Origin of the sequence: Paenibacillus sp. FSL M7-0896 (genome assembly GCF_037975415.1) — a bacterium.
Classification (GTDB): Bacteria; Bacillota; Bacilli; order Paenibacillales; family Paenibacillaceae; genus Paenibacillus_AQ; species Paenibacillus_AQ silagei.
The window spans coordinates 211825-227222 of record NZ_CP150250.1 but is presented as its reverse complement, the minus strand read 5'-3'; the positions used below and the strand labels follow the sequence as shown (position 1 = coordinate 227222).

Annotated in this window: 11 protein-coding genes; 4 read left to right on the top strand and 7 right to left on the bottom strand. The window is 53.8% G+C overall.

All coding sequences use genetic code 11. From position 1 onward, the window contains the following. Positions 1-10: 10 nt before the first annotated feature. Positions 11-3100 (bottom strand): DEAD/DEAH box helicase, encoded by a 3090-nt coding sequence (locus tag MKY12_RS00945; RefSeq protein ID WP_339312537.1) that lies wholly within the window; start codon positions 3098-3100, stop codon positions 11-13. Between the two features lie 379 nt (positions 3101-3479). Then, positions 3480-5930 (bottom strand): TIM-barrel domain-containing protein, encoded by a 2451-nt coding sequence (locus MKY12_RS00940; RefSeq protein WP_339312536.1) that lies wholly within the window; start codon positions 5928-5930, stop codon positions 3480-3482. Between the two features lie 198 nt (positions 5931-6128). Between MKY12_RS00940 and MKY12_RS00935 the strand changes: the two genes are divergently transcribed. Next, positions 6129-6893: a tryptophan-rich sensory protein gene (locus tag MKY12_RS00935; RefSeq protein WP_339312535.1), complete on the top strand. Its 765-nt coding sequence runs from the start codon at positions 6129-6131 to the stop codon at positions 6891-6893. Positions 6894-6989: 96 nt separating this feature from the next. Here the strand turns inward: MKY12_RS00935 and MKY12_RS00930 are convergent, their stop codons facing one another. The 5 genes from MKY12_RS00930 to MKY12_RS00910 form a co-directional block, all read right to left on the bottom strand. Further along, entirely contained in the window at positions 6990-7370 is a 381-nt protein-coding gene (locus MKY12_RS00930) for a RidA family protein (protein WP_036722134.1), read from the bottom strand. A gap of 109 nt (positions 7371-7479) precedes the next feature. Beyond that, positions 7480-8142 (bottom strand): oxidoreductase, encoded by a 663-nt coding sequence (locus MKY12_RS00925; protein ID WP_339312533.1) that lies wholly within the window; start codon positions 8140-8142, stop codon positions 7480-7482. A 25-nt stretch (positions 8143-8167) separates the two neighbouring features. Continuing rightward, positions 8168-9442, bottom strand: coding sequence for an MFS transporter (locus MKY12_RS00920; RefSeq protein ID WP_209877274.1), 1275 nt, complete (start codon positions 9440-9442; stop codon positions 8168-8170). Between the two features lie 101 nt (positions 9443-9543). Continuing rightward, positions 9544-10959 (bottom strand): ATP-binding protein, encoded by a 1416-nt coding sequence (locus MKY12_RS00915; protein ID WP_339253235.1) that lies wholly within the window; start codon positions 10957-10959, stop codon positions 9544-9546. A gap of 223 nt (positions 10960-11182) precedes the next feature. Beyond that, a complete protein-coding gene (locus tag MKY12_RS00910) occupies positions 11183-11386 on the bottom strand; it encodes a CsbD family protein (RefSeq protein ID WP_036695255.1) in 204 nt (67 codons plus the stop codon). A gap of 482 nt (positions 11387-11868) precedes the next feature. On the opposite strand from MKY12_RS00910, the gene MKY12_RS00905 reads away from it, so the two are divergent. The 3 genes from MKY12_RS00905 (at position 11869) to MKY12_RS00895 (ending at position 15390) form a co-directional block, all read left to right on the top strand. Next, a complete protein-coding gene (locus MKY12_RS00905) occupies positions 11869-12774 on the top strand; it encodes an FMN-binding protein (protein ID WP_339253233.1) in 906 nt (301 codons plus the stop codon). A 49-nt stretch (positions 12775-12823) separates the two neighbouring features. Beyond that, positions 12824-14701 carry an FAD-dependent oxidoreductase gene (locus MKY12_RS00900; RefSeq protein ID WP_036722120.1) on the top strand — a complete coding sequence of 626 codons (1878 nt, stop codon included), beginning with the start codon at positions 12824-12826 and terminating at the stop codon, positions 14699-14701. A gap of 239 nt (positions 14702-14940) precedes the next feature. Next, a complete protein-coding gene (locus MKY12_RS00895) occupies positions 14941-15390 on the top strand; it encodes a hypothetical protein (protein ID WP_036722118.1) in 450 nt (149 codons plus the stop codon). The last annotated feature ends 8 nt before the right edge of the window (positions 15391-15398 follow it).

Below are 15398 nucleotides of genomic sequence, written 5' to 3'. Positions count from 1 at the left end.
ATTGCCCTGTTTACATCCAGTCCTGTCCCTGGAGTTCAATCAGCTCTTTGAGCTCATGGTTAGACATCTCGGTCAACCAGTTCTCGCCGGAGCCGACGACCTGCTCGGACAGGCTTTTTTTGCGTTCAATCAGCTCGTCGATCCGCTCCTCCAGCGTTCCCTGGCAGATCAGCTTATGCACCTGTACATTCTTATGTTGTCCAATCCGGAAGGCGCGGTCCGTCGCCTGATTCTCTACAGCCGGGTTCCACCAGCGGTCATAGTGCAGCACATGATTCGCCCGTGTCAGATTGAGGCCTACTCCCCCCGCCTTAAGCGACAGAACGAAGAAGGCCGGACCGTCCCCCTCTTGAAAAGCATGCACCATCTCGTCGCGCTCACGCTTCGAGATGCCGCCATGCAGGAACAGCGGCGTCTGCCCGTATCGTCTAGCCAGCCGGCTGACCAGCAGTTCGCCCATCGCCACATACTGGGTGAAGATCAGCGCCGATTCGCCAAGCTCGGAGATGCTGTCGAGCACCTCGAACATGACGTCCATTTTGCCCGAAGGCTCACTGCGCAGGCTCCGCCCCTCGTCCTTGCGGAACAGCTGGGGATGATCGCAGATCTGCTTCAGCTTGGTTAGGGAAGACAGCACCAGCCCCCGCCGGGCCATGCCCGAACGCTCGCCGATGACGCCTAGCATCTCATCCACAACCCCCTGATACAGCGCGGCCTGGGTCTCCGTAAGCGGACAATAGGACTTCAGCTCAAGCTTCTCCGGCAGATCCTTCGAGATATCCGGGTCACTCTTGAGACGCCGCAGCAGGAAGGGCGAGACCAGCCGGTGCAGCTCACGCAGCCGTTCGCCGCCCTCTCCCGACACATAACGCTGGCGGAAGGAATGATACGTCCCCAGATAACCTGGGTTGAGAAAATGAAAAATCGACCACAGCTCGCCCAGCCGGTTCTCCACCGGAGTCCCGGTCATTGCGATCCGGTGCGGCGCGCTCAGCTTCATGACGCTCTGCGCCTGCTTGGTGCGGTGATTCTTGATGTATTGCGCTTCATCCAGCACAACCGTGGACCAGCGTACCCCGGCCAGATCCTCGCTGTCCCGGCCCGCCAGATGGTAGGTAGTTAGCACAATCTCATGGCTGGCCGCCAGTTCCCTGAATCCTTCGCCGCGCACCCGCCGCCCTCCATGGTGAATATGCAAGCTAAGCGAAGGGGCGAAGCGCTGCAATTCCCGCTGCCAGTTGCCCAGCAGCGAGGTCGGGCAGAGGATCAGCACAGGCTCCTGCTTCTTGCCCGGCGGGGCATTCAGCGCCCGGTCGAGCAGGCAGGTGATGACCTGCACGGTTTTGCCGAGGCCCATGTCATCAGCCAGGCAGACGCCGAAGCCGAGATTGCTGAGTGCCGTAAGCCACTGATAACCCCGCTCCTGATATGGCCGCAGCGTTCCGTTCAGATCCTCCGGCACCGGACGCAGCGGCATCCCGCGCAGCACATCGCCGTGCATGAGGGAGGCCAGCAGGCCAGAGGTCTCCATGCCGGTAACCGACATGCCCTTCCACAGCCGCTCTTCACCATCTTCAGCCTCCAGGCGCATCCAGTCGGCCGCCGTCATCTCTCCGCTCTCGCCACGCTTAATATATCTCAGGACCTGACGAACTTCCTTCGGGTCCACTTCAATCCATTCTCCCCGGAAGCGCACAAATGGCACGCCTGCTTCCACCAGGGCATTCAGTTCCTCCTCTGTGATGTCTGAATCTCCCAGAGAGGCTTCAATACGGAAAGAGATCAGCTCTTCCATGCCCAGCGCAGACTGCACCGGGCCATCCGCTGCACCCGCCGGGGGCTGCATCTTCATTCTCATGCCGATCCGCCGCCGTCCCTCCCGGCTCCAGCGCGAAGGCATCTGCACGGTAATTCCCCGTTCCCGCAGCTGCTGCACGCTCTCCTTCAGGAAGAAATACAGCCGCTCCGGCGGCAGCTCAATCCCGCGCGGGGCCGGTTCAGCCAGCGAGCGCCGGATGTCGGGCGAACTCTTCGCCGCCCGTCCCAGCGCAGCCAGAAGCTGCTGCTGAATATTGCGGTAACGCTTGCCCCATAGGGTGAATTCCCGCTCCCGGCTGCTCCACACCGCTTCCGCCGGAATCCAGAATTCCCCCTCCTCGCGGCTCTCCGCCCAGAAGGTCAGCTGCCACAGCTCGCTCTCCTCCGCAGGAGGCTCCAGCCGCAGGCCCAGGCTTAGCTGTCCGCTGCGGGCCTCCTCAGTCTCGAAATGCGGCACCTCATGGCCCGCCGTCTCGTTCACCACTGCCAGCAGCTCCGTTACCTCAGCCGGAGTCCCCTGCACGGGGATATCCCGGCTGCCCGTGAGCAGACTGTTCCACCACAGCTCCGTCAGCGGAGAATAGCCGCGGCGGTAATTGGCCTTATACGGCGACAGCACGCTCTCATGGGCGGCAACCACATTCTTGATCTCGGCGGTCATGACCGCCTGCAGGAAGGAATACAGCACATACCCGCCCGCTTCCTCCCGCGAGGACAGGTCGCCTTCCTCAGCTACGTGTGTGCCAAGTGCAAGCACCGGCATGGAAGCCGCCATCTGCAGGAAGAACTCCTTATCCGCCTCTTCCCGGAACGCCGGTGACCAGCATACGGCAGCGGCCTGTTCGCCGCCGCGCCGCCGCGAACCGATCTTGCGCGGCGGCTGGGCGCCGGGCACAATCCCGCCCTTGCCCATCAGCTCCAGCGCGAAGCGGGCGGCTGCCGACCAGTAGCGCAGCTCCCCCCCGGGTTCAATGCCCTGGGCACGGCTCGCCTGCTCATCCCAGGCCAGCAGCAGCTCGAAGGCATCCTTCGGCGACAGCGCCAGCCCTTCCAGCGTGCGTCCGGGCAGTCCGCGCCGCGCCGGTTTGCCCTCCACGGCGGCGGCCGCAGGATACTTCACTTCCGCCAGCCGCAGTGCAGCACCCGCAAAAGGACGCCAGCCGCTGCGGAGCTCCAGCCGTTTGATTACGCGTGTCCATGCGTCCACCTTCGGCTCGGAGGTTTCGCCCGAGAAGCAGAATAATACGTCCCCTAACCATATTGCATACAGATGCTTAATCATTGTTGGTTAATCTCCATTCTTGTGAGCAAACAGCAAGAGCAGCCCTTCCAATCCGGAAGACTGCCTCCTGCTGCGCGAGAAATATATTATGAAGCTGCACCGGCAGCAATAGCTCTAGCCGTACAGCCTTCCTGTTACGTTATCTGCTGCAACTTTTTCTTCATCCCTTCATCTTATACGAAAAAGCCTATATTTAAAAACTTTTCTGCACATTTTCTGTGATTTTCAGCAGATTGTTGTTCAGATCAGGCGATTACTGTCCAGATAGCGTTGCAGCAGAAAGAACCGGCCCGCCCTCTCCAGGCTAGCCGGTCCTGAAATCCTGTGCAGCAACTCGTGCTGGACTACCAAAATCTGACGGGCTACATCTACCTGCCCTCTAATCCGTACCTGCCAGAATCCGCAGCTCCCCGCCCCCGGCAGCATCCGCTACCTGAACGATGATCGCGCCGTTCTTGCCGTTCCGGGCCCAGCCCAGTGCCCCCTCATTCAGCTGCTCCAGGCTAATCTCTGCCAGTCCCTCCACCGCAGCGACAGTGAAGAACGGATAGCAGAGCGCGAAGCGGAGCGTCTCCCGGCGCGGCTTATAATCATGCACCGCATACGCCCACTTCAGTGCAAGCAGACCTTCCCCGCCTTCGGCCTGCACGGCAAGCTCCGTATACTGCCCCTTGCGGTAGCTGAAGCTGTGGCCGTCATCCTCATACAGCTTGAAGGACGAAGAGAAGCCCGCAGCCGCTTCCGCCCCGTAGAGGTGGAAAATGATCGTCTCCTCCGTGTCCTCCAGCGCATACTGTCTCAGCGGGCCTTCAGCCACGAAGCTGCCCGCCTTCACATACATCGGCATGATGTGCAGCGGTGCAGCCGCAAGAATATGCCGTCCGCCTTCGTGAATCTCTCCGTCCCAATAATCCAGCCAGCGGCCTTCCGGCAGATAGACAGAGCGGTGATCCGTATCCGGGCGGTAGACCGGGGCAATCAGCACATTTTCACCCAGCAGGAACTGGTCACACAGGTTACTGACATGCGGATCACGCGGATATTCAAGCACCAGCGGACGGATGACAGGCAGACCACTCTTCTCCGCCTCATGAAAAAGATTATACAAATGCGGCATCCAGCGGTACCTCAGTCCGATGAATTCACGCAGAATCCCTTCCACCTCTTCCCCAAAGGACCACGGCTCCTGGCGCAGCGTCCCGATGGAGGAGTGATTGCGGCAGTATGGGAAAAAGACGCCCATCTGCGTCCACCGCACCAGCAGCTGCGCCGACGTATGATGGGCGAACCCGCCGATATCCGGCCCCGAGAAGGCCAGCCCGGACAGCCCCATGTTGAGCACCATCGGCATCGCCATCGCCATGTGCTCCCAGAAGCTGCGGTTATCGCCGGTCCATACGGCTGCATAGCGCTGGATGCCCGCATACCCGGCACGGGTCAGCACAAAGGGACGCTCACCCCCCATATGCTCGGCCAGCCCTTCATAGGTCGCTTTGGACATCATCATCCCGTACAGGTTATGGTATTCCTCATGCGTCACCGGCCGCCCGTTGTTGAAATGCATCACATCAAGATCCATCGTCTTGGTCTCATTGAAGACCGCAGGCTCGTTCATATCGTTCCAGATGCCCTGAATGCCAAGCTCTGTGTAGTATTTGTGCAAATCTCCCCACCACTCGGCGGTCCGGCTGTCGCTGAAATCAGGAAAGGCACTGATCCCCGGCCACACCTCACCGAAGAAAATATCGCCCTCCAGGCGGCGGCAGAAATGCTTCTCCAGCACCCCTTGCTTATACACCTCGTATTTGGGGTCTTTTTTGACGCCGGGATCTACAATCGGGACAATGCGCACACCCAGCTCCGCAAGCTCCGAGATCATTTTCTGCGGATCAGGGAAGTTGACAGGGTCGAAGGTGAATACGCGGTACTCGTCCATATAGTGGATATCCAGATAGATCACATCGCATGGGATATTCTTCTCACGGAAGGTCTTGGCCAGCTGCAGCACCTCCTGCTGATTCATGTAACTGTAGCGGGACTGGTGATAACCGAGCGCCCACTTAGGCGGAAGTGCGATCCGGCCGGTGAGCGTGGTGTATCTTCGGACGACATCCTTCATCTCGGGCCCATTAATGAAATAGATATCGTACGCTCCCGTAGAACAGCCAATGGTAAAAGCAACGCCGTGCGAGCGCATGTCGAAATCACTCCGGCCCGTATTATCCAGAAACAGCCCGTAGGAGAGGTCACCGTGCATGTGGATAATGAGCGGTATCGACTCATAGAGCGCTTCAATCTCCGGCAGATGAGGGGCGAACACATCGGTGTTCCAGTTCGTATAACGCTCCCCGCGTTTGTCCAGGAAGCTCGATTTCTCACCCAGTCCGTAGAAATGCGAGTCCGGCTGCATATCATATTCCGCATGGCTTGCGCCGCGCGGGTTCCAGCTCGCCAGATTCTGCTGCATGATCACCTTCCCGGATGTATTCTCCACACGGAGCAGAAACGAGGCCTTCTCAATAATCAGCCGGATGGCGCCTGTAGAAAAAATGAGCTGCTCCTCCGTCTCCTCTACCGGAAACAGATGCGGAATACAGCACTCCTTCAGCACAGCCTCCGAGGTGGTTAGGTCCGGTACCTTGCTATGGAAGACCTTCATCCGGAACATATCATCGCTCAGGAAGATAAAAGCCATCCCGGCGCATTCCCCCCGGACGATGTAGATATTCTCGGAGCGTTCCCAGGACACCACGCTGCCCGGCGTGTTCCAGGTCTCCTTCATCACCATCGGCCCCATCTTCTCGGGGCGTATCGCCTCACTGCTCTCCATGAATCTTCTCTCCCTTCGCTGCTTGCTGATCTACTTCTTGACTACATATTACCCCGGGCCTAAGGAATACTATCCGCGATTCTTATGACCAATTGGTCATTTTTTTTGCCGGATTAGTCTTAATTTCCGCCACAGCGGGTATATTCTATATAGGCCAAGGCCAAACCGTAGTTATCAAATAAGTTAGGGAGTGGTCATATGACTAGAACTAATCCTTATAAGTGGGGGAATTTACTGCTCTTCCTCGGCGTCATTGCCGTCAATACCCTTTCGGTCGTCCTGCCGCTTGGCGGGAACAGCACCGCCGAAATCTCGGACAGGTATCATACGTACCTCACACCGGCCGGATATGCTTTTTCCATCTGGTCCCTGATCTATCTGCTGCTGGCCGGATTCATTATTTATCAGTTCCGCAGCGATACCGGGGGCAGGGATTCCGTCCAGCGGATCGGAATTTGGTTCATGCTCAGCTGTCTCTTCAATATGGGCTGGCTGCTCCTCTGGCATTACCTGTACATTGAGCTGTCGCTGGTGGCGATGGTGCTTCTGCTGCTCTCACTGATCGTCATTTACCGCAAAACCCGCTTCATCGCAGATCCCACGACAGGCGAGAAATGGCTCGTGAAGCTGCCGTTCAGCCTCTACCTCGGCTGGATCTCGGTAGCCACCATCGTCAATGTCAGCGTTGTGCTGGTGAAGAATGACTGGGGAGGCTTCGGACTCAGCGGCCCGTTCTGGGCCGTCATCATGCTCTGCGTCGGTGCTGTGCTCGCTGTGCTGGTAAGCTTCCCGTACCGGGACAGCATCTATCCGCTCGTCTTCGTCTGGGCCTACATCGCCATCGCTATCGAGCATAAGTCTACGAATGAGGTGTATTTCACCGGCCTGATTGCAGCAGGCCTTCTCTTGCTCTACAGTATCTGGCTGCTGCTGACTCCGCGCCGTTCCCGCAGCAGATACTAGATTCGCTTATATGTGCACACAAAAAGCCCCCGCACGCCTGCTTCACGTGCGGGGAATTCCCTGTACCCAACCTTGACCGGATGCATCCGGTCTGGGTTATTTCTTGCGTGCTACCGCTTCGATCTCGACCAGCGCGTCCTTCGGCAGACGAGCTACCTCAACGGCACTGCGGGCCGGGTAAGGCTCGGTGAAGAAGGTGCTGTACACCTCGTTAACCGCCGCGAAATCATTCATATCCTTCAGATACACGGTTGTCTTCACCACCTGATCCATTGATGCTCCGGCCTCTTCCAGGATGGCCTTCACATTGTTAAGCGACTGGCGTGCCTGCTCCTGCACACTGCCCGGCAGTTCCGCCGTCTCCGGGTCCATTCCCAGCTGGCCTGAAGTGTAGACCCAGTTGCCGGCAACAATGGCCTGGCTGTAAGGGCCGATCGCTCCTGGAGCTTTCTTTGTAGCTACTTGTTTTTTGGTCATAGTGAACGCCTCCTGCATGCTGTACGCGGCCTGTAGACCGCTATGTACATTCTAATCGTATGTTTATTGTAAGTCCTGGGGTCTGCGGTTTGCAAACCCTGATGCCCAGCTAATGCTTGCCGATCACATGAATGACCTCATTGGTGTAGATATGAACGCCGCCTGTATCGGCCAGGGCAATATTCATCATCGCCCGCGCTACTGTTGCAGCCGGAATGGCCCGGAACTTCGCAGCCTTGCCGATCATGGCGAAATCCAGCGCCTTCATCAGCACAGCCGCGGCGCGTTCCCCCAGCCTGAATTCTGCCCGGTCACCCAGCAGCAGCGAAGGCCGGAACAGATGCAGGCCGTGGAATCCGGCAGCAATCAGGCCCTCCTCCGTCCGCCCCTTGATCCGGCTATAGAAGGTGCGCGATTTGGCGCTGGCTCCCATAGAGGACACGGCCAGGAATTGCTTCACATTATGCTCTTTGGCCAGGGCCGCAGCCGCAAGCGGATACTCCAGGTCCACCCGTTCGAACTGCTCCTGCGAGCCCGCCTGCTTAATCGTCGTTCCCAGGCAGCAGAATACTGCATATACACCGGCGAATTGCTCGCTGTATTGCTCAAGCCGGTCCCAATCCACTTGAATCTGTCTCAGCTTCGGATGCTCAAGGGCAAGAGGACGGCGGACCAGTATACGGACCTCGTCCCAATTCCCGACCAGCAGGTCCCGGGTCAGCGCACTGCCGACCAGTCCTGTAGCTCCCAGTACCAGTGCAATTCTTGTCACCGAAATAGCCTCCTTCTATTCCTCCTTATTCATCCCGCAGAATACGGCGGCCCAGCAGCAGTGCCAGCAGAATCATCAGCACGCCTACCACTAACTGCATGCCGTAGATCTGCATCCACTGGGGCCATTCCTTAATCCATTCATAGATACGGCCGCCCAGCAGCGGGCCGAAGAAGGCCGCCAGACCGGTAAGCGCCGCATACATAGCCATATACATCGGCCGTTCGCGCTTCGGCGTATCGCCAATAATGAAGTTGAAGGCGAGCTGGTTGAAGCCTCCCACACCCACGCCGAACACAATATGAGCCGCAAATAATACCGGAAGCATCGGCAGCACAGACAAGAGTCCCCAGATTAGGGAAGAGACCGCGATAATCGGCAGCGTCCACAGCAGCAACTTCTTGTTGCTGTGCCTGGCATTCAGATTGCCCCATACATAGAAGCTGGCCATCATGAAGACCGTCTGCGCGACATTCAGCAGGGACAGCTTCTCATAATTGATATTCAGCAGCTGCAGCATGACATAGGAATACAGCGGCACGGTCAGGTTCTGCAGCAGCAGCCAAGCAGATAGGAACAGCGTGGATTTCATGAACATCTTGTCCTGAAGCGGCTTCCTGAGCATCGGCAGGAAGTCCTTCTCTTCCGATTTCTCAAACGGCACATCCGGGTAGAAGAAGAACACCACAATATTCGAGATCGAGAAAATCCACACTACAATATACAGGATAAGGAATCCGTGTCCGCCCGGATAACGGTCAAGAATAATACCGCCTCCGTACATCACTAGGCTTCCCAGCGCATTAAGGAACGTATTGCGAATACCGAAATACCGGCCCCGGACCCTTGCAGGCACCAGGTCACTGATGACCGAATTCCAGAGCACACCGCCGGCAGTGTTGGCAATGAAGGCAATGGTATATAGTACGATGAAGGCAGTAACCCAGTGCTCTTGCGGAAAAATAAACGGAACCAGGCCCGTAGATCCCCACAACAGCCGGTGTAAGCCAATAAAAGTCACGAGCGCCCACTTGCGGCTCGGCAGCCTCTGAATCAGGAAAGCCACACCGATCTGTGCGACGTTCACCAGCGTAGTAAGCGCGAGGACAAATCCGATCTGACTGGAGCTGGCACCCAGGTATAACAAAAATCCTGTAAGAAATTGGCCTTGCAGCAGCACCTGGAATATGGTGGATGGTATCCCCTCAAAGGTAGCGATCTGCAGATTCTTGCGGTGTACGGAGGCCTTGCGCAAATCCTTGGAACGGTTCCGCAGCGGCCGGTTTCTCATGATGTTCATGGGGTGTTGACTCTCCTTTGATGCGGCTTTTGCTTCATTCTACTCAGCACCAGGTTCCTGTCAATACACCGAAATCACAAATAAAGTTGGAGCTGCGGGGATTATACGGACGCGCCTGAATGCAGTGGTAAATGTAAGGAGAATATACTGCCCTGGCCTTCGCGGCTATGCAGGGTAATGAAGCCGCCCAGGAGCCTGGCCAGATCATTGCTGATAGACAGACCCAGCCCCGTACCGCCATACTTGCGGCTGACATTGATATCCGCCTGTTCAAAGGCCTCGAAGATCAGATCATGCTTCTCCGGGGGAATGCCGATTCCGGTATCCTGCACCTCAAAGGCAATCCACTTCTGTGCAGCAGACCCCTCCTGACGTTCCACTACACGGATATTCATAGTGACCCCGCCAGTCATCGTGAACTTGAACGCATTCGAGAGCAGATTGCGCAGAATCTGCTGCACCCGCTGGGGGTCCGTGTAGATTACCGCAGGCACCCCTTCGTCCAGGGAGACACTGAAGGTGAGCTGCTTCTGTCTGGCTAAGACGCCGAACTGCTGGACGAGCAGATCAGGGACCTCGCTGGTATTTAAATCCTCTATAATAATATCCAGCTTCCCTGCCTCCACCTTGGACAGATCGAGAATATCATTAATGAGCGACAGGAGATCCTCCCCGGAGCGGTGAATGATCCCGCCATATTCAGCAAGTTCCTCCGTACTCAGGGACTCATCGCCTTCTTCAATCATCTGGGACAGGTTGATAATGCTGTTCAGCGGGGTTCTTAGTTCATGGGACATGTTCGCCAGGAACTCCGATTTGAACTGTGAGGCTAGCATGAGCTGCTTGGCTCTTTCCTCGAGCACAATTTTATTCTTATGCAACTCCTCCGTCTGCTCGGACAACAGCTTATTCGCTCTAATGATCTGTCCTGTACGCATCAGGTCCAGATGGAAATCGCGGATAATCAGCGCGAACAACGCACTGAGGACAAGGCCTGCGGGAAAGGTAACCGGCAGAATCTTCGTTATGTAATCATGTGTGGGAATGACCCCAAATACGGCAATATTCAGCACATTCACTACATTGACTACCAGAATAGTAGCAATCCCCTTATACATCACCGACGCAGACGAACGCTTCATCCATACGCTTAGCGCGGCACAGACAAAGCCCAGGATAGTCAGATTCAGCACGCCTACCAGCGCTGCCTCGTTCACTCCAAAGGTCAGGCGCGTAAGCCCGGTTGCGATTCCGATGATAATCAGGACCAAGGGCTGGGGGTAAGCCAGTGTAGAGATGATCAGCGGTACATACCGCAGGTCAAAAATGACATGCTCATGCAGTCTGTAGCCGAAAAAGGTACTGATCCACCCTGCAAAGACCGCGAGCAGCACCCAGCTTACTCTTTTTACAGGCTCGGATGCGTGGGTTACAGTGTACTTGTATATTAGATTCGCCAGATACGACAGAGTGATTAGTAAAGCTGTATTCACAAAAAAGATTTTGACATATTCCATGGCTTCACTCCTGCAGCGAAAATAAGTTCACAATAATATTTATAGTATCATACTGGAGGAATGAAAAACATGAAGCGTGAGGGCTATTGCATATGTATATGTATGAGAGTGATGGCTGCGGAATGTCCGGGGGACAGCAAAAAAGCGCAAATCAGATACGATTTGCGCTTTTTCCTTGAAATATAAGAATTTATATGTTCTACGCTTTAAATTATCCTTCTGATTAGCTGCGGTGGGAGGACTCCCATTTATGGTACTCCGCTTCGGCTTCATCCTTGGAATGGCCGTAACGCTCCTGCAGCTTGCCTACCAGCTTGTCTTTTTCACCATCGATGATATCCAGGTCGTCATCTGTCAGCTTGCCCCATTGCTTCTTGGCTTCACCTTTAATCTGCAGCCATTTACCTTTGATCACATTGTTATCCACTACAAGCTCATCTCCTTAGTTGTCTATTTAATGTCTGGCGAAAGCTTATAATTGCTTGTGAACTATTACCCCCATGACTTTTGGCTGAATCTCCTGGCTGTGCAGGGGCTGCACCTGCAATTGCATGAAGCCATGCAGAATAACTCAACTTTTGTCACATAAAAGTCTTTTTAAAAAGCTATTCAACTATCTTAAAATTTGATATACTTCAGAAGTAAATTTATTTATGATTTAAGTGATTATTTTCACATGATAGTTCCATAGCTTGTGCTAAAATGCCATCGAACAAGAAACGATATGATTAAATTTTTTCTTATTGCCTGCCGATATATGTCGTATGCCTGCTACAAAAAGGGACTTAAGACCGAGATGAAAGTGACATTTATCATTTATAAAGTGATTTTTATCACTTCCACCGCTATTAAAATGTTTTACATTTTAATATATATATTTTAAACTATTTTCTTGGAGGTCATATCAAAATGAAAAAAGCTTCTGTAATCTTGTCGAGCGCTCTGGTATTGGGTACTTTACTCGCAGGTTGTGGCAACAGCAACAAAGCAGAGAACGCTGCTGCAACAACAGCACCTGTAGCAACTGCTACTGCCGCAACTGAAGCAACTACTGCACCTGCAGCCGAAACAGGCAAGTACCAGGACGGAACCTACTACGGTACAGTGGATGCCGATCCAGAGACTGGTTGGCAGACCTTTACACAACTGACTGTAGAAGGCGGCAAAATCACCAAAGCTGACTGGAATGCTTTCAATGTTAAAAAAGCGGGCGATTTGAAGAAAAAAGTATCTGAAGACGGCAACTACGGCCTGGTAAAAATCGGCGGAGCGAAGTCCGAATGGCATGAACAGGCTGCTCTTGCTGAAGCCTACCTGATTGAAAAACAAGATCCTGCTGCTCTCACTGTAAATGCTGAAGGCAAAACAGATGCAATCTCCGGTGTATCCGTACACGTTAGTGATTTCGTTGGCGCGGCTCAGGCTGCACTTGCTGCCGGCCCTGCACAAGCAGGCCCATACAAAGATGGCGGATATACTGCTGAAGGCGAAATGGATGCTACATCCGGCTGGAAGTCCACAGTAGCTCTCTCTGTTGCTAACGGCAACGTTGTAGCTGTTAATTTCAGCGGTGTGAATGCTGCAGGCGACGATAAGAAACAATATTCTGTAGACGGCAAATACGGCATGAAAGCCGGCGGCGCTGCTGCTGAATGGCATGAAGAAATCGCCCTTGCCGAGAAATACTTCCTTGAGAACAAAGGCGTAGCTCCTACCCTGGATGCTGAAGGTAAAACAGATGCAATCTCCGGCGTATCCATCCACGTTGGTGAATATTTCACACTTGCACAAAAAGCACTCGAAGGCGCGAAATAATTATTCGCTACCCTTTTGCAGCTAATCAGATGAATGAGGTGAGTTTCTCTTGAAGAAAATAGTCATTTTGGGCGGCGGCTACGGCGGCGTACTCACGGCTAAGAAACTGGCAAAGAAATTTAAGAACGACAAAGATGTAGAAATCAAACTGATCGACCGAAATCCATACCACACTCTTTTGACTGAGCTGCATGAGGTTTCTGCGAATCGCGCACCTGAGGATTCGATCAAAATTGACTTGAAGAAAATCTTTGCCGGCCTGAAGGTAGATGTTGTTCTGGACGAAATCAGCAACATTGATTTCAAGAACAAGAAGCTGAAGTCCGACAAAGCCACTTATGCTTATGATTATCTGGTCATCGGCACAGGAAGCAAGCCAACCTTCTTCGGAATCCCCGGAGCAGAAGAGAACACCTTCTCCTTCTGGTCCTACGATGATGCAGTTGCCTTGAAGCGTCAAATCCGCGACATGTACACCAAAGCTGCGAAGGAAAAGAACCCGGCTACACGCCGCGCTATGCTGACCTTCGTAATTATCGGTGCCGGTTTTACCGGCGTTGAGCTTGTAGGTGAAATGGCCGAGCAGCGCGATGAGCTCTGCAGAGAATTCTTCATCGATCCTTCCGAAGTGAGATTAATCGTGGCTGATATGGCTCCGAAGATCCTGCCTATCCTGCCGGATAAGCTGATCCAGAAAGCCGAAGCCCGTCTGCGCAAGCTGAAGGTAGAAATTGTTACAGGCGCCAAAATCACCGAAGTAGGCGCAGGCTCTGTTGCCCTCGGCGAGAAGAACATCGTGGATGCACAGACAATTGTCTGGACAGCCGGTGTTGAAGGCTCCGAAATTGTCGGCAACCTTGATGTTCAGCAGCAAGGCCGCAAACGTATTGTTACCAATGAACACCTTGAAAGTGTTGACCATAAGAATGTGTATGTTGTAGGGGATAACATCTTCTTCATCCCTGAAGGCGAAGAACGTCCAGTTCCGCAAATGGTTGAGAATGCTGAACAAGCGGCTCCGGTTATCGCAGGCAATATCACTGCCGACATCAAGGGTACGCCTAAAAAAGCATACAAACCAGGCTTCCACGGCACCATGGTTTCGATCGGCAGCCGCTACGGTGTAGCGAACGTTGGTCTTCCGGGCAAGTTCTTCATGCTGACCGGCTTCATGGCTATGTTGTCCAAACATTTCATCAATATGTTCTATCTGTCACAGGTTGTAGGCTTCAATAAGGTCTGGACTTACATGATGCACGAGTTCTTCCATGTTGAGAACCGCAAGAGCTTCGTTGGCGGTTACTTCTCCAAGCGCTCGCCGAACTTCTGGCTCGTTCCGCTCCGTATGCTCCTTGGGGGAATGTGGTTATATGAAGGTATAGAGAAGATCCGCAAGATCTGGGTTGATCCGAATAAGATTTTCCTGATTCCTGCGGCTCCTTATGCAGACGCCACATCGGCAGCAAGTCAGGCTGTGGATGCAGTCAAAACTACCGTAGATGCCCAATCTGCCGCTTCCGCAGTATCCACTGCCAAAGAAGCTGTATCGGCTCTTCCGGTTCCAGGCTTCATTTATGATATCTCTAACTGGTTCATGGATCTCATGTTCTATAACCCGGATGGTTCTTACACCTTCCTGGCCAAATGGTTCCAAATCGGTATGGTCTGTGCCGAGATCGTCTTCGGTGTAATGCTGATCGTCGGTCTGTTCACAGCTATCTCTGCTATAGCCACGATAGGTATGGCGGTTATGATCTGGACCACCAAGATGGCAGCAACAGAAATGCTCTGGTATGTTGGGGCAGCGATTGCCTGCATCGGCGGTTCCGGCACCGTGTTCAGCCTGGATTACTATGTTCTTCCTTGGCTCAAGAAGCAGTGGAAGAGAATACCTCTCGTCCGGCGCTGGTATCTGTATACCGACTGATGAACCGGGTAACCGGTGGTTAAGAACTACATTCATTTATAACAGCGGCGTATGCACAAGCTGCGCTGCTGCAAGCTGAATAGGATATTCTTAAGAGTAATGTGTCCCTAGGACACATTACTCTCCTTGTTTAACGAGGTGAAAGTACATTTATATGTTCGATTTCAACAAAATGGTTTTGTAGGGATAATCAGGGATTCGGTTCCATCCAGCAAAACCGACATGAAGGAGAGAAGCTTGTGAACCAAAAAATCGCCCAAGATACATTCCGGTTGCTTCAGGCTGAGATGTCTAAGATCGCCGGAATTCAGTTGTCTCTCTCTCCGGCAGAATGTGAGCAAATGCTCTCGGTACTGGAACGCCATGATCTGGAATATGACCGCAAAACCCATTTGCTAGGCATTTATACCATTCTTACCGTGGCAGCACAGCGCCATATGGAATGTGTCCCACATCATCCTGACCTGACCCGTAACATTTTGGATGGAGATTACCTGTACAGCTTCTATCTGCAGTTTGCAGTGAAATGCCGGGAGCTGGATCTGGTGGCCTACATGGCCCCTTCCATCAAAAAAATGCAGATCGCACGTTCAAATGGAGAGTTCACCGAACACAATCCGGCCCGGGAGTTGGATGAATTCCTCATTCAGGAGCGCAGACAACGAAGCCGTACCAGTAAAGCCATTTGACAGGTGGG

Excerpts from the sequence above, each read along its gene's own strand:
- MKY12_RS00945 (WP_339312537.1), bottom strand. The coding sequence starts at position 3,100 with ATGATTAAGCATCTGTATGCAATATGGTTAGGGGACGTATTATTCTGC.
- MKY12_RS00940 (WP_339312536.1), bottom strand. The coding sequence starts at position 5,930 with ATGGAGAGCAGTGAGGCGATACGCCCCGAGAAGATGGGGCCGATGGTG.
- MKY12_RS00935 (WP_339312535.1), top strand. The coding sequence starts at position 6,129 with ATGACTAGAACTAATCCTTATAAGTGGGGGAATTTACTGCTCTTCCTC.
- MKY12_RS00930 (WP_036722134.1), bottom strand. The coding sequence starts at position 7,370 with ATGACCAAAAAACAAGTAGCTACAAAGAAAGCTCCAGGAGCGATCGGC.
- MKY12_RS00920 (WP_209877274.1), bottom strand. The coding sequence starts at position 9,442 with ATGAACATCATGAGAAACCGGCCGCTGCGGAACCGTTCCAAGGATTTG.
- MKY12_RS00915 (WP_339253235.1), bottom strand. The coding sequence starts at position 10,959 with ATGGAATATGTCAAAATCTTTTTTGTGAATACAGCTTTACTAATCACT.
- MKY12_RS00905 (WP_339253233.1), top strand. The coding sequence starts at position 11,869 with ATGAAAAAAGCTTCTGTAATCTTGTCGAGCGCTCTGGTATTGGGTACT.